The following is a 16,927-nucleotide window of genomic DNA, read 5'->3' on the forward strand; positions in this document are numbered from 1 at the left end:
GGCCAGGGGCGTGAGAAGACGCAAGGGAAGAGGGTGCATGGCGGGCTCCGGGGGGTAACCATTGGGCAAAAAATTATGGACATAATTTTTTACGCATATTATGGTCGAAATATAAATTAATCCAGCCCCCCGGATACCCCCCATGAAAAACGTCCCGGTCCCCTCGCGAAGCCTGTTGTTTTTACTGGTGGCCCTGACGGCACTGGGTGAGGTTTCAACTCAGTTGATCATTCCCGGCCTCGGCGCCATCGAGCAGGCACTCGCGGCGCCAGCCGGTTCGGCACTGATGGCGCTGTCGGCCTTTGTGGCTGCTTTCGGCCTTGGGCAGTTGCTGTTCGGCCCGCTGTCGGACCGCATTGGCCGGCGCCGGGTGTTGATCGGCGGCTTGGTGCTGTACGTGCTGGCGACCTTGTCGATGCTGCTGGTCCACGACATCCACCAGTTCATCGCCGCCCGCGTGCTGCAAGGCCTGGGCGCCTGCGCCGCGTTGGTACTCGCACGCACGGTGGTGCGGGATGTGTGGAAGGCCGAGGCGGGGCCTGCACTGGCCCTGACCATGATCGGCATGCTCTACGCCATTGTGGTGGCACCGATGGTCGGTGGCCTGTTGATCAAACTGTTCGGCTGGCACGCACCGATCGTCCTGGCGCTGGTGATTGGCAGCGTGGTGTTACTGCTGGCCTTGCTGTTCTTTCGCGAGAGCAACCACTTCCTCGATCCCAAGGCCGGTCATTGGCGCACCCTCGGCGGGCAGTACCTGGATCTGCTCAAGGGCCGCCAATACCGTGCGTTCGCCGTGGCCTTAGCGTGCACCTACGGCGCGATGTTCGCGGTGATCGCCGGTTCTTCGGCGGTGTTCATCAATCTGCTGGGCTTCAGCACACTTGAGTACGGCATCAATTTCGGGCTGATCGTGTCGATGCTGATCGTCGGTTCCACCTACACCCGACGCAACATCATGCGCCTGGGCCCGCAGCGGATTGTGGCGATGGGCGTGACGATGGTGGCCATCGGCGGTGTGTCCGCGCTGGTCATTTATGCACTGTTTGGCCTGTCGGTACTCGGCCTGGATATTCCGATCGCGCTGGTCACCCTTGGCGGCGGCCTGGTGTTGCCGGGCTCGGTCACCGGGGGCGTCATGCCCAACGCACACCGCGCCGGTCTGGCGGCAGGCCTGATGGGGTTTGCACAGATGTTCGGCGCCACCTGCAGCGGTGTGTTACTGAGCCAACTGCGCGATGGCAGTGCCGCGCCGATGATCATTATCCAGGCGTGTTTTGCGCTGACGGCCTTTGTCGCGTTTCATCTGCTGCGTCAGCGCCAAGTCAAGGGATTGTCCTATACGTAGGACGATCCAGGCCGCTTTTGCCGGCTAGTGCTCAACCTCCAGCCGACTTATGGTGTAGGCACTTTGGAGGTACACCATGAAAAAGCTTATCGGCATCTACACCAGCCCTCGCGGCCATTGGGTCGGCGACGGTTTCCCGGTGCGCACGCTGTTTTCCTACGACACCATGGGCAAACACATCAGCCCATTCCTGCTGCTGGACCACGCCGGCCCAGCGGATTTCACCCCGACCGAACAACGTCGCGGCGTAGGCCAACACCCGCATCGCGGCTTTGAGACGGTGACCATCGTCTACGATGGCGAAGTTGAACACCGCGATTCTACTGGCGCCGGCGGCACCATCGGCCCCGGCGACGTGCAATGGATGACGGCCGCCAAAGGCATTCTCCACGAAGAGTTCCACTCCGAAGCCTTCGCCCGCAGCGGCGGCGCGCTGGAGATGGTGCAATTGTGGGTCAACCTGCCGGCCAAGGACAAAATGGCCGACGCCGGTTACCAGACGATTGTCGATGGCGACATTCCGGTACTGCCACTGGCCGACGGCGCCGGGCAACTGCGCCTGATTGCCGGTGAGTTTGCTGGCACCCAAGGCCCGGCGCATACGTTTACGCCCATCGACGTGTGGGACTTGCGCCTCAACGCCGGCAAACCCGTCACGTTGGACCTGCACGAAGGACGTAACACCGCCCTGGTGATCCTGCGCGGCACGGTCTTGGTCAATGGCGAGGAGGTAGCGCGCCAAGGGCAATTGGCGCTGTTTGAGCGTGATGGTCGCCAACTGACGCTGGAGGCCAATGACGACGCCAAGGTGTTGCTGCTCAGTGGCGAACCCATCGACGAGCCTATCGTCGGGCATGGCCCGTTCGTGATGAATACCGAGCAGGAGATTCATCAGGCGTTTGCGGACTTTCAATCCGGTCGTTTCGGGCAGATGTAAGCACGCCCGCTATACCCTGCAGCGGCATTTCATGCGATCTTCACGGCATTCGCCCTGGAGTCGCCTGGATGCCCTCATTTATCGCTGATCACCCGATGCTGTGCGCCCTGGCGCTGATCTTTATCGACATCGCCGTGTGGCGCCTTATTTCCGTCAACCTCGCCAACTGGAAGCTCGCGGCGCGGTTGGCGATCTTTGCCGTGTACAGCGCCGTGCTGTTCAACGACGGCATGAACCCCATGCAAGTGGCGCCCTATGCGGACAACACTGCCTTGCACCTGGCGGCCACCGCCTTGCAGATCGGCTGGTGGCTGTTCGCGGCGCGCACGCTGACGGTATTGCTTGGCGCGGTGATGATGCAGCGGGTCGGTCACACCGGGCGCCTGTTGCAGGACCTGGTCGGCGCCGTGATTTTCCTGATCGCGATCATCGCCGCCATGGCCTATGTGCTCGACCTGCCGGTCAAGGGCGTGCTCGCTACGTCCGGCGCGGTGGCGATCATTGTCGGCCTGGCGCTGCAAAGCACGTTGAGCGATGTGTTTTCCGGGATCGTGCTCAACACCACCAAGCCGTATCAGATCGATGACTGGATCTCCATCGACGGCACCGAAGGCCGGGTGACCGACATCGACTGGCGCGCCACGCGCCTGCAAACCTCCCAGGGCAGCCTGGCAGTGATCCCCAATTCCCTGGCGGCCAAGGCCAAGATCATCAACTTCTCGCGCCCGGCGGACATGTTCGGCCTGTCGGTCAGCCTGCAAGTCAGCCCGCATGCGCGCCCGCAAACGGTGATCGAGGCGCTGGAGCGGGCGATGCAAGGCTGTCGGCCGCTACTGGGCAAGCCGGCGCCGAGTGTGGCGTTCAAAACGTCCGCCAGTGGCGGCGTCGAATATGAAATCAGCGGTTTTGTACCGGCCATGGCCCTCAAGCGCGAGGTGCGCAACCAGCTTTACGACCTGGCCTTCCGTCACCTGCAAGCGGCGGGTGTCGGCTTGCTCTCGGCCACGGAAAGCAGCGCGCCTGCGGCCATGTCCGCGGCACGCGCATTGCTGGAGCGTTCGTCGATTTTCTCCACCTTGCGCCAGGAGGAGAAAGACACCTTCAGCCAGAATATGACCCTGCACACCTACCGCGCCGGCGACATGATCCTGCCGGCCGGGGAGGTCAGCGATCATTTGTTTATCGTCGAGTCCGGCGTGATCTCGGTGATGCTGACCAAGGGCGGGCACAAGTTCGAAGCCGGGCGCATGGGGCCAGGGGAGGTGATCGGTGAGGCGGGAATCCTGTCGGACCAGGCCGCACTGGCGGATTTTTCGGCCAAGACCTTCTGCACCCTGTACCGCATCGAGAAGGAATACTTGAAGCCGTGCCTGGATGCGCGCCACGACATCAGCGAAGCCATGAAGACCCTGCTGGATTTCCGCCTGCACGCCGCGCAGGCCTTGACCCAGGAGGCGCCCGTGGTACCCGTGAAGAAGGGCTTCCTGCAGTGGCTGCGCCAACGCGGGCTCTGAGGGTAAAAACCGACTAACCTGCGTTTTTCGCACGTTACCCCACGCAATAAATCGTTTGTCCAACGGCTGGCCGATGACAAGACTGCATGTCACTCGGATAACAACAACGTTGGGCGAACCACATGCAACTCGAGCGCAATTTTTTCAACGGTCACTTTGTCGAACCTGCCAGTGACGCACTGATCGCCGTCTACAACCCGGCCACCGAAACCCTGGTCGGCCACGTCAGCGCTGCCACCGCCGAGGAGGCGATTGCCGCCGTCGACGCCGCCGCCATCGCTCAGAAAACCTGGGGCAAACTCACCAGTATCGAACGCGCCGAACACCTGCGTGCCTTTGCCGATGCCCTGGACAGCTGCGCTGAAGCCATCGGCACGGCGCTGGCCAGCGAGTCGGGCAAGAGCGTCAGTGACGCCAGCAACGAAGCGCGCTACGCCGCGCAGATCACCCGCTACCATGCCGAATGGGCACGCCGGATCGAAGGCGAGATCATCCCCAGCGATACCCCGGACGAAAACCTGTTCCTGCAACGCGAGCCGATTGGCGTCGTGGCTTGCCTGATCCCGTTCAACTACCCGGTCTACACCCTGTTACGCAAGATCGCCCCGGCGCTGATCGCAGGCAATACCGTGGTGGTGCGGCCGAGCAACAACACGCCGCTGTCGGCGTTTGAAATCGCCAAGGCCGTGGTCAAGGCCGGAATTCCAGCCGGCGTCATCAATATCCTGACCATGGACCATGCCACTGCCGCCAGTGTCTGCACCCACAAGGCGGTCGGTTTGATTACCCTCACCGGCAGCGTGAATGCTGGGCGCATTGTGCTGGATTACTGCAAGGCCAACATCGCCAAGCCCTCGCTGGAGTTGGGCGGCAAGACCCCGGCGATCATCGAGGCCGATGCGGACCTGGAAAAAGCCGCCAGCGCCATTGTTGCCTCCAAGACCACCCACTGCGGCCAGCTGTGCACGGCGGTGGAGCGCGTGTATGTGCACGAAAGCATCTATGACGCGTTTTTGGCCCTGCTCAAAAGCAAGATCAGCGCCGTGAAGTTCGGCGACCGCGCAACCGACGCCAGCCTGATGGGCCCGTTGGTCAACGCCAGCTCGCGACAGAATATCCACGCCATGGTCGAGCGCGCTGTCGCCGCCGGTGCTGTACTGGAAGTGGGCGGCGTGCTGCCTGAAGGTCCAGGGCATTTCTACCCGCCGACCCTGCTCAGCGGCTGCCGCCAGGACATGGAGATCATCCAGGAGGAAATCTTCGGCCCGGTACTGCCGGTGCTCAAGTACCGCGACATCGATGAAGCACTGGCCATGGCCAACGACCACCAGTTCGGCCTGTCGTCGGTGCTTTACACCGAGAACTACCGCACGGCGATGAAAGTGGCGAATGCCATCGAAGCCGGCGAGTTGTACGTCAATCGCACACCGGCGGACCCGTACCAGGGCTTCCACGCCGGCTGGAAACGCTCAGGGCTGGGCGGCGATGACGGTAAGCACGGGATGCTTGAATTTACCCAGACCCGCTTGGTGGTCATGAAGTACTGATCCACGCACACCCGCGACACCCTTAATAAAAACAATTATCGGGGCACCCGTGCATCGGGTGCCTGAGGTCCGAATGATGTCCAAGCCTGCACCCGTTGCCCAGGTTCCTGTTGCCGTGCCCGCGGCAAATGACACCGCCAGTCGCTATTTCCAATTGATGTTGCTGGTGCTGGCCGCAGGGGCGATCTACCCGATCCTCTACCTGCGCCAGGTCTACCAGACCACCATGCTCGAGGTGTTCCACATCAACCACAGTGAGCTGGGCTATCTGTATTCCATGCTCGGCACGATCTTCCTGCTCAGTTACTTGCCCAGTGGCTGGTTGGCCGACCGCTTGCCGCCACGCTTCCTGATCTTCTTCTCGCTGGTTGCCACCGGTGGGTTGGGCCTGTGGTATTCGACGGTGCCGTCGATGAGCGGCCTGATGATCATTTTCGGTTGCTGGGGCCTGACCACCGGCTTGACGTTCTGGGCCTCGGTGCTCAAGCGCGTGAAGATGATCGCGCACCACACCGAGCAGGGCCGTTTTTTCGGCATCCTCGATGGCGGTCGCGGGTTGGTCGAGGCGCTGTTGGCCACCGTGGCCCTGGGCCTGTTCGCCTATGCCACCGAGAGCCGCAGCGAGACGGCGGCCGAGGGCTTCAAGCACGTGGTCTACCTGTATTCCTTTGTGTGTATCGCCATCGGCTGCGTGCTGGTGCTGCTCAAGGATCCCAAATCCATGGCCGAGACAGCGGCGGTGGAGAAGGGCAAGTTCAACCTCATCGCTGACTTGACCACGTTGGTGAAAATCCCCGAGCTGTGGCTGGTGACCGCCATCGTGTTTTGCGGTTACCACATGTTTTGGGCCACCTACAGTTTCTCCGACTACCTGCAAGGCAGCGGCATGACCGCCGTGATGGCCGGCACCATCACCACCATCAAGCTGTGGATGCGTCCCATCGGTGGCATCGGCGGCGGCTGGCTGGGGGATAAATTCTCGAATATTTCGGTGCTGATCGTCGCACTGGCGCTGGTGACCCTGGCGATGGTCGGGCTGATCGTGTTCCCGGCGTTCAACAGCCTGGGCCTGCTGATCGGCACGGTGATCTTCATCGGGTTGATGACCTACGCGATCCGTGGCCTGTACTGGGCGATCCTCGACAGCTGCGACATTCCGCTGCGCATCACCGGCCTGGCCATCGGCATTGTCTCGGTGGTGGGTTACCTGCCGGACACCTTTATCCCTCTGATCAACGGCTACCTGACCGACACCTACCCAGGCAAGGCCGGTTACAACCTGTATTTCGGCTACATCGCCTTCATCGGCGTGCTCGGCACCCTTGCGGCCTTGACCCTGCGCGCCCGAATCAACCGTAAAAAATTCAACCAGACAGGTGCCTGAGATGAAAATCGTCGCCCTTGAAACCCATATTGTTGCTGTCCCGCCGCCGCACATCGGCGGCATGTACTGGCTGTTCGTCAAGCTCAAGACCGACTGCGGCATCGAAGGCGTCGGCGAGATCTACGCCGCCACCTTCGGCCCCAAGGCCATGCTGCCGATCATCGAGGATGTGTTTGAGCGCTACCTGCTCAACCACGACCCGCATCACATCGAGCGTTTCTTCCGCCAGGCCTATTCCAGCGGTTTTACCCAGCGCCCGGACCTGACCATGATGGGCGTGGTCAGTGGCCTGGAAATGGCTTGCTGGGACATCATCGGCAAGGCCGCCAACAAGCCGGTTTACGAGCTGCTCGGCGGCAAGGTCAACGAGCGTCTGCGTTCCTACACCTACCTGTACCCGGTCAACAGTCAGGGCGAGTACGACTACGACGACCCGGACCTGGCCGCCGAGTGCGCCATCGAGAACATGAACAAAGGCTTCACCGCCGTGAAATTCGACCCGGCCGGCCCGTACACCGCGTATTCGGGCCACCAGATCTCCCTTGAGGTGCTGGAGCGCTGCGAGACCTTCTGCCGCAAGATCCGTGAAGCGGTGGGCGACAAGTGCGACCTGCTGTTCGGCACCCACGGGCAGATGGTGCCTTCGTCGGCGATCCGCCTGGCCAAGCGTCTGGAGAAATACGACCCGCTGTGGTTCGAAGAGCCGGTGCCGCCAGGCCAGGAAGACGCCATGGCCCAGGTCGCGGCCAAGACCAGTATCCCGATTGCGACCGGCGAGCGCCTGACCACCAAGTATGAGTTCTTCAAGCTGCTGCAGGCCGGTGGTGCTTCGATCTTGCAGATGAACGTGGCGCGCTGCGGTGGGCTGCTGGAGGCGAAGAAAATCGCGAGCATGGCCGAGGCTTACTACGCGCAAATCGCCCCGCATTTGTACAACGGGCCGATTGGCGCAGCGGCGAGCTTTCAGCTGGCCACGTGCACCCCGAACTTCCTGATCCAGGAAAGCATCATGACCTGGGGCGGTTTCCATGCCGAAGTACTGACCAAGCCGCTGCAATGGGAGGACGGCTACATCATCCCGTCCACCGAACCGGGCCTGGGCGTTGAACTGAACATGGACGTGGTGCGCAAGCACACGCCGTACACCGGGGAACGCCTGCACCTGCAAATGGCGCCGAACCCGGCTGACGTGAAAGACACTTCGCCCGCCAAGGGCTAAAAAAAACGACTGATGCGGTAACCGTGAATGACATATGACTACATCATCGCCGGCGCTGGCGCCGCAGGCTGCATCCTGGCCAACCGGTTGTCCGCCTCGGGCGAACACACCGTGTTGTTGCTGGAAGCCGGCGGCAAGGACAGTTCCTGGTGGTTCAAGATCCCGGTCGGGTTCGCCAAGATGTATTACAACCCGACCTTCAACTGGATGTACTACAGCCAGCCACAAAAGCAGTTGGCCGGGCGTGAAATCTACGCGCCACGCGGCAAAGTGCAGGGTGGCTCGGGCTCGATCAACGCCATGATCTACGTGCGCGGCCAGGCCCATGACTTCAATGACTGGGCCGCCAACGGCAACGACGGCTGGGGTTTTGCGGACGTACTGCCATACTTTCGCAAGCTGGAAAACCACCCGCTGGGCGACACCGAGTACCACGGCGGCAGTGGCCCCATCAGCATCACGCCGATGAAGGGCCAGACCCACCCGATCTGCGACGTGTTCCTCAAGGGCTGCGAGCAATTGGGCTATGCCCACAGCGACGACTTCAACGGCCCGAACTTCGAAGGCGCCGGTTTGTATGACGTCAATACGCGCAATGGTGAGCGTTGCTCCAGCAGCTTTGCGCACCTGCACCCGGCGCTCGGCCGTTCCAATCTGACGGTGGAATTGCATGCGTTGGTGGATCGCGTGCTGTTCGACGATCAGCAACGCGCCACGGGCATTGCCGTCACCCAACACGGCGTGACACGCACCTTCACGGCACGCAAGGAAGTAATCCTGTGTGCCGGCGCGGTGGACACGCCGAAGATCCTGCAATTGTCCGGTGTGGCCGACCAGCACCTGCTGGCTGAACACAACATCCCGTTGGTCAAGCACCTGCCGGCAGTGGGCGAAAACCTGCAGGACCATCTGTGCGCCAGCTACTACTACAAGGCCAACATCCCGACGCTGAACGACGAACTCAGCTCGCTGTTCGGCCAGCTCAAGCTGGGTTTGAAATACCTGCTGACCCGCAAGGGCGCGCTGGCGATGAGCGTCAACCAGGCCGGCGGCTTTTTTCGTGGTAACGACGAACAGAAGGACCCGAACCTGCAGCTGTACTTCAACCCGCTGTCGTACCAGATCCCGAAAAACAACAAGGCCAGCCTCAAGCCCGAGCCGTATTCCGGCTTCCTGCTGTGCTTCAACCCGTGCCGGCCGACCAGCCGGGGCACCATCCGCATCGCCTCGAAAAACCCACGGGATGCGGCCTTGATCGACCCCAACTACCTGAGCACCCAGAAGGACATCGACGAGGTGATCCAGGGCAGTCGGTTGATGCGCAAGATCATGCAGGCGCCAGCCCTCAAGGGCATCACCGTGGCCGAGGTGCTACCCGGCGCGGCGGTGCAGACCGATGAGCAGATGCTGCAATACTTCCGCGAGAACAGCGGCTCGATCTACCACCTGTGCGGCTCCTGCGCCATGGGCTCGGACCCGCAGGTGTCAGTGGTGGACAAGCGCTTGAAGGTGCATGGGTTGGAAGGGCTGCGCATTGTCGATGCGTCGATCTTCCCCAACGTGACCTCGGGCAATACCCATGCGGCGGTGTTGATGGTGGCGGAGAAGGGCGCCGACCTGATCCTGGAGGATGCCCACTGACCCTGTAGTGAGCGAGCTTGCTCGCGCCGGGCTGCGAAGCGGCCCCAAAAACAAAGGGAGCGCTGCGCACTCCAGCGCGAGCAAGCTCGCTCACTACAAGGGTCTCGGTTACCAGCCGCGTAGGCGTTCCCACACCTGCCTGTCGCCATTGTCCAGCAGGGCGTGATAGCTGCCAAACTGCGCCCCCGTGGCACAGGCATGGTTGGGCAAAATACGCAGGCGCATGCCCAGCGGAAATTGTGCGATCACATCCACATCACCGCCCTGGAATTGCACCACCCCATGCTCCTGATTGGCGCTGCTCAACAGCAGCCCCTCAATCGGCTTACCGCGCTCATCGCAGACCTGGCCGTAACCAAAGTCCTGTTTCTGCGATTGCGTGCCGCGATCCCGACTCATCGCCATCCAGCCCGAGTCCGTGATGACCCAGCCTTTTTCCGGTTGATGCCCGATCACCGTGGTCAACACGCTCAAGGCCAGTTCGTCGAGGCGGCACACGCCGATGTTGTGCATCACCAGGTCGAAAAAGGCATAGACCCCAGCGCGCAGTTCGGTCACGCCGTCCAGGTTGAGGGCGGATAACGCGGTGGGTGTCGAACCGACGCTGACCTGCGCGCAACGCATCCCAGCCGCACGGATGCGTTCGGCTGCTTCGACACACCGCGCACGCTCCTGCTCCGCGATGGCTTGCAGCGCGTCAGGCGTGTCCAGGCCATAGCTTTCACCGGCATGGGTCAGCACGCCCGTGAGGCTGTCACCGAGCAGGCGTGCGATGTCCAGCAGCAGCGGGTCGTGTGGCTTGACCCCGGAGCGATGGCCGTCGCAGTCGATCTCGATCATCACCGCAAAGCGTTCGCCATGCTCGCGACCAAAATCAACGATGGCCTGGGCGCCGGCCAGGCTGTCGGTGATCAGCGTCAAGGCGCAACCCCGACGACGCAGCGCTAGAGCCTGGGGCAATTTGTGCGGGGCCATGGCCACAGCGTAGAGGATGTCGGGGATGCCCAGGTCGAAAAAATACTCCGCTTCCTTCAAGGTCGAAACCGTGATGCCACGCGCGCCCGCTGCGATCTGCGCCGCTACCACTTCAGCGCACTTGTGGGTTTTGACATGGGGGCGCAACTGAACGCCCAGGCTGTTGGCGCGCTGTTGCATGCGCTGGATATTGCGCTGCATTTTTTCGATATCGATCAGTGCTGCTGGCGTGTCCAAAGTTGCAACTCCACTAGAGGGGACGGCGCTGAAATTGACGCCCTGTCCAGGACTGGATATGTTGTCTTGCATGAAAAACACCTCTCCCAACGATACTCACCTGATCAGCCAGCTCGAACAGATTGCCGAAGGCTTGAGCAAGACCTTCAGCCCGTTCTGCGAAGTGGTGCTGCACGACTTGCGCGACCCGCAGCACTCGATCCTGGCCATCCATAACAACCTGTCCGGACGCGCACCGGGAGACCCGACCACCGAGTTGGGCCTGGCGCGGATTGCCGACCCGGACTACCCGCAAGTCATCGCCAATTACCAGAACCAGTTCAGCGACGGTCGCCAGGTCAAGAGCACCTCGATTGGCATCAAGGGCGCGGGGGGCGAGTACGTCGCGGCCTTGTGCATGAACGTCGATCTCTCATTGTTCCGTGGCTTGCAGGGCATGCTCGAGCAGTTCGGCTCGGTCAGCGGCGACAAGCTCATCGAATCCCTGGACCCTTCCGGTGCCGACGTCATCCGTGCGCGTATCGACCAGTTCGCCGCCCGCCTGGCCACCACCCCGCGTGCGTTGAAGACGGCGGACCGGCGTGTGCTGATGCAGGAACTCAAAGACTCAGGCTGCCTGGATATTCGCCGGGCCATGGAAACCGTGGCTTCCCACTTGGGCGTGTCGCGCGCGGCGGTCTACACCTACGCCAAGTAGCGCGCCACGGCTTCAATCTCCACCAGATACCCGTGATGCAACTCGGGCACCGGTACCACCGCGCGGGCAGGGCGGTGGTCGCCCAGCGCGGCGGCGTACACGCTATCGAATGCAGGCCAGTGTTCGACGCCGGTCACATAGACCGTGACCTTCACCAAATCCTCTGGCGTAGCGCCGGCGGCTTTCAAGATCTCCAGCAGATTGTTCAAGGTTATCCGGGCCTGTTCGGCAAACGGCGCCGACAGGTTGTGCTGCCCATCCGGACTGACCGGCAATTGCCCGGAGATGTACAACGTGTCGCCGTGGCGGATGGCCTGTGAGTAATGGCCGGCGGGTTTGGCGGCGTTGGGCGTCTGGATGATCTTCATGAGGCCTCGCTGAGCAGCGCGGCGTACTTCTGGATATCGACGTTGCCACCGGTGACGATAATCCCCACGCGTTGGCCCTTGAACCGGTCACCTTCGTTGAGCAATGCCGCCAACCCCAGGCAGCCGGTAGGCTCCACCACCAGTTTCATGCGCTGCATGAAGAACTTCATCGCCCCGACCAACTCGGCATCCGACACGGTGAGGATGTCGTTCACCTGGTCGCGGATGATCGGGAAGGTGTAGTCGCCCAGGTGTTGAGTCTGCGCACCATCGGCAATGGTGGCCGGTGTGTCGATATGCACGATGCTGCCGCTGCGAAACGAGCGTTGGCCGTCATTGCCGGCTTCGGGCTCGACGCCATACAGCAGGCAGTCGGGCGCCAGGGCGCGGGTACTCAGTGCGGTGCCCGAGAGCATGCCGCCGCCGCCGAGGCCGACGAACAACGCATCCAGAGGGCCGGTGGTCTCCAGCAGTTCCTTGGCGGCGGTGCCTTGCCCGGCGAGGATGTGTGGATGGTCATAGGGCGGGATCAGGGTCAGGCCGTGTTCGCTGGCCAGGTTACGGCCGATCTGCTCGCGGTCTTCGGTGAAACGGTCATACAGCACCACGCGGGCGCCATAGTCGCGGGTGGCCGCAATCTTGGCGGCCGGTGCATCGGTGGGCATTACGATGGTCGCCGGTATGCCCAACAACTGCGCTGCCAGGGCAATCCCCTGGGCGTGGTTGCCGGAGGAAAACGCCACCACACCGGCCTTGCGCTGCTGATCATCGAAGCGCGACAACGCGTTGAAAGCACCGCGAAACTTGAACGAGCCAGCCCTTTGCAGGTTTTCACACTTGATGAACACCTGGGCACCGGTCAGCGCGTCGAGGGTGCGTGAGGTGAATACCGGTGTGTGGTGGGCGAAGCCTTCCAAACGTTGGGCGGCGGCGATGACGTCTTGGTAAGTTGGCAAATGCATGGGGAACGGACCTCAGTGGCTTGTCTGGATAAAATATCCATAACAAGACAAATAGTAAAGGTTCGTGTGTGCATGTTAGCGTTTCGGGCTTCTCTGACCGTTAGAGGATTACACGTTGATCCGACTTACCGATTACATCGCCCCGATCTCTCAATCCTGCCTTGCGCCGTGGGCCGACCTGGCGCCTTGGGCCCTGGTCAGCCAGGCACCCGCCATCGTTCGCCAACTGTTGGCCGAACTGCCAGCCGACGAGTACCTCATTCAGGATGAAATCGCCATTCACCGTACCGCCACGGTCGAGGCGGGTGCCTTGCTCAAGCCGCCACTGATCATCGGTGCCCACTGTTTTATCGCCAGCGGTTCACTGCTGCGTGGCGGTTGCTGGTTGGATGAACACTGCATCATCGGTCCCGGCGCCGAGTTGAAGACGTCCTTCGTGTTCAGCGGCAGCAAGCTGGCGCACTTCAACTTTGTCGGTGATTCGGTGCTGGGGCAGGGGATCAACCTGGAAGCGGGGAGCATCGTCGCCAACTACCGCAATGAGCGCGATGACAAAGAAGTGTTGGTACGAGTGGACGGGGCATTGCAACGCACTGGTTGCGACAAGTTTGGTGCGCTGCTCGGTGACCAGTGCCGGATCGGCGCCAATGCGGTATTGGCGCCAGGTGCGCTACTCAAGCCTGCCAGCGTGGTGGGGCGCGGGCAGGTGTTTGATGCAGAGAAAGACTAGAAATCGGCAATAAACTGCACGCCGCCGACCACCGCACCGGTGGTTTGCGTCAGCCCGCCGGGATACTTCACGTATTGCAGGTTGGGCCGCACCATCAGCCACTTAGTCGCCTGCACGCCGTAGTTGATCTCGTAGCTGTACTCGCGGCGCTGCTCGGGCACGTACAGCGGGTCATCAGTAGCGGTTACGCCATTGGCGGCGTTGAGCATCTGCGTGTTACGGGTGTAGCGGTCGCTGACCTGCAGTTTCGACGCGCCAATACCAAAAGTGTCGTCTGGGCGTGAATCGAACGGGCCTCGGTAGATCAGGCCGACCTGAATCAGGTTTTTAATCACGCTCTTGTCCGGGTCATTCATCGTCAGGTTGGCGAATACGTTGAGCCCGCGCTTGTTGTTGCCGTCGACCGTGGTCAACTGCTGCTGGCCCGACAGCCACCAGCCGTCGTTGCTGGAATACATCCGATAGGGCTTTTGCGAGCTGGCGGCAAAGTTGCCGTCGGCGTCCTTGAGCATGTCCTTGGTGTCTGCGTTGGCATAGTAGTAACCCACATGGTATTCGGAGTTCAGCCCGGCAACCTGGCCCTTCCAGATGGCTTCGATGGGAAAACTGGTGCCCTGGGAGCCGCTGATGAAGGGTTTGAAGCCATTGCTGGCTTCGGCGTTGCCGGGGTTCTTGTCGTAGGCTCCGACCTGTACCGCAAACTCGTCGGTGAACTGGTACTTGGCGCGCACTGCCCACTGACTGATGGGGAAGCTGTTCCACACGCCATTCCAGTTGCCTTCCTGGGAACCGCACAGGGTCACGTTCTGGAATTCGCAGGGGAACTGATCGAAGTCTTCGCCATGGCCGAAGCGCCCCAGTTTCAAGGCGAATTTGCGCTCGAAGAATTTCTGCTCGTACCAGAACTGCGAGAGCCGCCAGGCATTGCCGCCGCCGAACACTTCCATGGTGGAGGTCAGTCCAGTGGCGTTGGGCTGGTGCACGCGGTCGTTGGTGATGTCCTTGCCATGACGCTCGCCGATGCCGATGCGCAAGGTAGCGTCTTGCCAACCGAGCAGTTTTTGCAGGTCCATGTTCACACCGAGAATCAACTGGTCGCTCCAGCGTGCCGTGGTATGCGAGTTGTAGCCACCGCCGAGGTTGGAGCCGACTTCGCCGACGTACTTGAGGGTGAAGTCATAGCCCTGCTCGGCCAGTTGCGGGCGCAGGCCGTTCCAGTCGCCGAGCATGGCGGGGGAGTTTGGGTCCAGTAAACCGGCGCTGAAGGCGCAGGTCGACATGGCGCTGCAGAGCAGGGCCAGGGGTAGGGTGATGCGCATGGAAAAGCTCCTTGGATTGTTGTTTTTATTGGGGTGGAACTCGAACTTCAGGCACACAGAGGCCCCTGTGGGAGCGGGCTTGCTCGCGAAAGCGGTGGTTCAGGCATGAATCCGGTGACTGACACACTGCATTCGCGAGCAAGCCCGCTCCCACAGTGGAACTGTGGTGGTTTGAGGAGCGGGGTGTTACTGGAGGTTTACGTACAACCCGCCATCCACCAGCAACGACGCGCCGGTTACGTAGCGCGCCATGTCCGAGGCCAGGAATACGATGGGCCCGGCCACATCATCCGGCTCACCCAGGCGACCCAACGGCGTGCGTGAGGTCATGTAGGCGAGTTTTTCCTCATCGGCCAGGTCGTCCTTGTTGATGTCGGTGGCGATGGTGCCCGGCAGTACCGAGTTGCAGCGAATGCCGTACGGCCCCAGGGCAATTGCGCAGGATTGCATCAACGAATGCAGGCCGGCCTTGGTGGGTGTGTAGTGGGTCTGCATGCCGCCGCCGACCAGGGCGCTGATGGAGCTGACGGCGATAATCGCGCCGCCGCGACCCTGGTTTTTCATCTGGTTGGCCGCTGCCTGTACGGCGAAGTAGGCGCCATTGAGGTTGGTGTTGACGGTTTTCAGGTAGACCTCGCGGGGCATGTCGAGGAACGAGTGGAACGGGCAGATGCCGGCGTTGTTGACGAACACATCGACGCTGCCGAAGGCTTTTACTGCGCCGGCCACCAGTTTGTCGCCGGTGTCCGGGTCGGCCGCGTCGCCGCCCACTTCAATGGCTGTACCGCCGAACGCCTTTATCTCTTCGATCAACGAGTGCGCTGCCTCGGTGCCTTGGCCGCTGCCGCTATGGCCGATCACCACGCGGGCACCCTGGCGCGCGCATTCACGGGCGGCGGCGCGGCCGATACCACGGGAGGCGCCGGTGATGATCACGGTTTTGTCTGCAAGCAACATAAAACTCTCCTTCAAAAATAAGCGGCATCAGCCGAGATAATTGCCGTAGCCGACCATGGCGATCGCACCGAGGATCACCGCGATACCCGCCACCAGCACGCCTTTGTTGGCGGCACTGGTGCCGTGCCATTCGCGGAAATACAGGCCCCAGCAGTTGGACACGATGATGATGAATGACATGTGCAGTACCCAGGAGCTGGCGTCGTTCTGCAGGCGGCTTTCGCCCATGCCGTAGAAGAAAAACTGCAGGAACCACAGGGTGCCGGCAATCGCCACCAACAGATAGTTGCCCAGCAGCGGGGTGCTGCGGTCGGTGTAGTTATGGAAGGTGCGGTTGCGCCAATTCAGCCACAGGCACCAGATACCGTTGGTGGTGAGGCCGCCCCACATGATCACCATGAAGGTCACGTTGTTCTGGAACAGGCTGTTGGCGCCGTGCTCTACAGCAGCGGCGGCCAGCGGTCGGCCGGCGGAAATGCCGTAGCTGAAACACGCACTCAGTACGCCGGAAATCACCGCCACCAGCATGCCCTTGCCCAGGGAGAATTCGCTGACACTGGCGAACTTCACCGCCTGGGACACTTCCCGTTCCTTGATCAGCCCGGCCTTGCCGCACACTGCAATACCGACCAGCGATACGGCCACGCCCCACAACACCCAATGCCCGCCTTGCGAAGCCAGCATCGAGGTCAGCGTACCTTCGGTTTCGCTGGTGAAGAGGTCGCGGTACAGCGCCGGCATCAATGCGCCGAGGGCCGAGGTGAGGCCCATGATCAGCGACATGCCCAAGGACAAGCCGAGGTAGCGCATGGTCAGGCCAAATGTCAGCCCGCCGATACCCCACAACACGCCGAACAGGTAGGTCCAGAGCAGGGTGCTGGTGTCTGCGTTGCGCAGGATTTCCACCCAACCGGGCACCGTCAGTTGCGCCGCGATCAGCGGCACGATCAGCCAGGACACCAGGCCGCCGGTGATCCAATAACTTTCCCAGGCCCAGCCGCGGACCTTCTTGTAAGGGATGTAGAAACTGCCGGAAGCGAAGCCGCCGATAAAGTGCAGAATCACACCAAGGAGAATGATTTCCACGTAGTC

At 61.7% G+C, this 16,927-nt stretch carries 15 protein-coding genes; 9 read left to right on the top strand and 6 right to left on the bottom strand.

Annotated elements, in window-relative coordinates:
* The first annotated feature begins 142 nt into the window (after positions 1-142).
* The 7 genes from HX812_RS25670 (at position 143) to HX812_RS25700 (ending at position 9,590) form a co-directional block, all read left to right on the top strand.
* Positions 143-1,348: a multidrug effflux MFS transporter gene (locus HX812_RS25670; protein ID WP_038849021.1), complete on the top strand. Its 1,206-nt coding sequence runs from the start codon at positions 143-145 to the stop codon at positions 1,346-1,348.
* 76 nt (positions 1,349-1,424) lie between these two features.
* On the top strand, positions 1,425-2,285 hold the full coding sequence (locus tag HX812_RS25675) for a pirin family protein (RefSeq protein WP_038849018.1): 861 nt from the start codon (positions 1,425-1,427) through the stop codon (positions 2,283-2,285).
* 68 nt (positions 2,286-2,353) lie between these two features.
* Positions 2,354-3,799: a mechanosensitive ion channel family protein gene (locus tag HX812_RS25680; RefSeq protein ID WP_033901674.1), complete on the top strand. Its 1,446-nt coding sequence runs from the start codon at positions 2,354-2,356 to the stop codon at positions 3,797-3,799.
* A gap of 122 nt (positions 3,800-3,921) precedes the next feature.
* Positions 3,922-5,346 carry an aldehyde dehydrogenase gene (gene aldA / locus HX812_RS25685; protein ID WP_038849015.1) on the top strand — a complete coding sequence of 475 codons (1,425 nt, stop codon included), beginning with the start codon at positions 3,922-3,924 and terminating at the stop codon, positions 5,344-5,346.
* A gap of 76 nt (positions 5,347-5,422) precedes the next feature.
* A complete protein-coding gene (locus tag HX812_RS25690; RefSeq protein ID WP_038849026.1) occupies positions 5,423-6,730 on the top strand; it encodes a nitrate/nitrite transporter in 1,308 nt (435 codons plus the stop codon).
* Position 6,731: 1 nt separating this feature from the next.
* On the top strand, positions 6,732-7,949 hold the full coding sequence (locus HX812_RS25695; protein ID WP_038849013.1) for a mandelate racemase/muconate lactonizing enzyme family protein: 1,218 nt from the start codon (positions 6,732-6,734) through the stop codon (positions 7,947-7,949).
* A 27-nt stretch (positions 7,950-7,976) separates the two neighbouring features.
* A complete protein-coding gene (locus HX812_RS25700; RefSeq protein WP_038849011.1) occupies positions 7,977-9,590 on the top strand; it encodes a GMC family oxidoreductase in 1,614 nt (537 codons plus the stop codon).
* 108 nt (positions 9,591-9,698) lie between these two features.
* Here the strand turns inward: HX812_RS25700 and HX812_RS25705 are convergent, their stop codons facing one another.
* Positions 9,699-10,802, bottom strand: a complete 1,104-nt coding sequence (locus tag HX812_RS25705) for a DSD1 family PLP-dependent enzyme (RefSeq protein WP_038849009.1) — start codon at positions 10,800-10,802, stop codon at positions 9,699-9,701.
* A gap of 70 nt (positions 10,803-10,872) precedes the next feature.
* On the opposite strand from HX812_RS25705, the gene HX812_RS25710 reads away from it, so the two are divergent.
* The gene (locus HX812_RS25710) at positions 10,873-11,499 is read left to right on the top strand and encodes a transcriptional regulator (protein ID WP_038849006.1); all 627 of its coding nucleotides are present in this window, start codon (positions 10,873-10,875) and stop codon (positions 11,497-11,499) included.
* Here HX812_RS25710 and HX812_RS25715 read toward each other — a convergent pair.
* Positions 11,487-11,867 (bottom strand): RidA family protein, encoded by a 381-nt coding sequence (locus HX812_RS25715; protein WP_038849003.1) that lies wholly within the window; start codon positions 11,865-11,867, stop codon positions 11,487-11,489. The two genes, HX812_RS25710 and HX812_RS25715, sit on opposite strands and share 13 nt — an antisense overlap.
* Positions 11,864-12,829 (bottom strand): threo-3-hydroxy-L-aspartate ammonia-lyase, encoded by a 966-nt coding sequence (locus tag HX812_RS25720; protein ID WP_038849002.1) that lies wholly within the window; start codon positions 12,827-12,829, stop codon positions 11,864-11,866. The genes HX812_RS25715 and HX812_RS25720 overlap by 4 nt, the downstream gene beginning before the upstream one ends.
* A gap of 115 nt (positions 12,830-12,944) precedes the next feature.
* Here HX812_RS25720 and HX812_RS25725 point away from each other — a divergent pair, with 115 nt between their 5' ends.
* Positions 12,945-13,559, top strand: coding sequence for an LpxA family transferase (locus HX812_RS25725; RefSeq protein WP_038849000.1), 615 nt, complete (start codon positions 12,945-12,947; stop codon positions 13,557-13,559).
* Here HX812_RS25725 and HX812_RS25730 read toward each other — a convergent pair.
* The 3 genes from HX812_RS25730 to rhaT all read right to left on the bottom strand — a co-directional run bounded on the left by HX812_RS25730 (position 13,556) and on the right by rhaT (position 16,921).
* Entirely contained in the window at positions 13,556-14,878 is a 1,323-nt protein-coding gene (locus tag HX812_RS25730) for a carbohydrate porin (RefSeq protein WP_038848998.1), read from the bottom strand. The genes HX812_RS25725 and HX812_RS25730 overlap by 4 nt on opposite strands.
* A gap of 186 nt (positions 14,879-15,064) precedes the next feature.
* Positions 15,065-15,835 (bottom strand): SDR family NAD(P)-dependent oxidoreductase, encoded by a 771-nt coding sequence (locus HX812_RS25735; protein WP_038844039.1) that lies wholly within the window; start codon positions 15,833-15,835, stop codon positions 15,065-15,067.
* Between the two features lie 27 nt (positions 15,836-15,862).
* Positions 15,863-16,921 carry an L-rhamnose/proton symporter RhaT gene (gene rhaT / locus HX812_RS25740; protein WP_038844037.1) on the bottom strand — a complete coding sequence of 353 codons (1,059 nt, stop codon included), beginning with the start codon at positions 16,919-16,921 and terminating at the stop codon, positions 15,863-15,865.
* Positions 16,922-16,927 lie beyond the last annotated feature (6 nt).

It is taken from the genome of Pseudomonas sp. IPO3749 (assembly GCF_013386605.1).
Taxonomy (GTDB): domain Bacteria; phylum Pseudomonadota; class Gammaproteobacteria; order Pseudomonadales; family Pseudomonadaceae; genus Aquipseudomonas; species Aquipseudomonas azotoformans_A.

Bases quoted from the DNA above. Each gene is read 5' to 3' on its own strand.
- HX812_RS25690 (WP_038849026.1), top strand. From the start codon at position 5,423: ATGTCCAAGCCTGCACCCGTTGCCCAGGTTCCTGTTGCCGTGCCCGCG.
- HX812_RS25720 (WP_038849002.1), bottom strand. From the start codon at position 12,829: ATGCATTTGCCAACTTACCAAGACGTCATCGCCGCCGCCCAACGTTTG.
- HX812_RS25670 (WP_038849021.1), top strand. From the start codon at position 143: ATGAAAAACGTCCCGGTCCCCTCGCGAAGCCTGTTGTTTTTACTGGTG.
- HX812_RS25700 (WP_038849011.1), top strand. From the start codon at position 7,977: ATGACATATGACTACATCATCGCCGGCGCTGGCGCCGCAGGCTGCATC.
- HX812_RS25715 (WP_038849003.1), bottom strand. From the start codon at position 11,867: ATGAAGATCATCCAGACGCCCAACGCCGCCAAACCCGCCGGCCATTAC.
- HX812_RS25730 (WP_038848998.1), bottom strand. From the start codon at position 14,878: ATGCGCATCACCCTACCCCTGGCCCTGCTCTGCAGCGCCATGTCGACC.
- aldA (WP_038849015.1), top strand. From the start codon at position 3,922: ATGCAACTCGAGCGCAATTTTTTCAACGGTCACTTTGTCGAACCTGCC.
- HX812_RS25695 (WP_038849013.1), top strand. From the start codon at position 6,732: ATGAAAATCGTCGCCCTTGAAACCCATATTGTTGCTGTCCCGCCGCCG.
- HX812_RS25680 (WP_033901674.1), top strand. From the start codon at position 2,354: ATGCCCTCATTTATCGCTGATCACCCGATGCTGTGCGCCCTGGCGCTG.
- HX812_RS25675 (WP_038849018.1), top strand. From the start codon at position 1,425: ATGAAAAAGCTTATCGGCATCTACACCAGCCCTCGCGGCCATTGGGTC.
- HX812_RS25710 (WP_038849006.1), top strand. From the start codon at position 10,873: ATGAAAAACACCTCTCCCAACGATACTCACCTGATCAGCCAGCTCGAA.
- HX812_RS25735 (WP_038844039.1), bottom strand. From the start codon at position 15,835: ATGTTGCTTGCAGACAAAACCGTGATCATCACCGGCGCCTCCCGTGGT.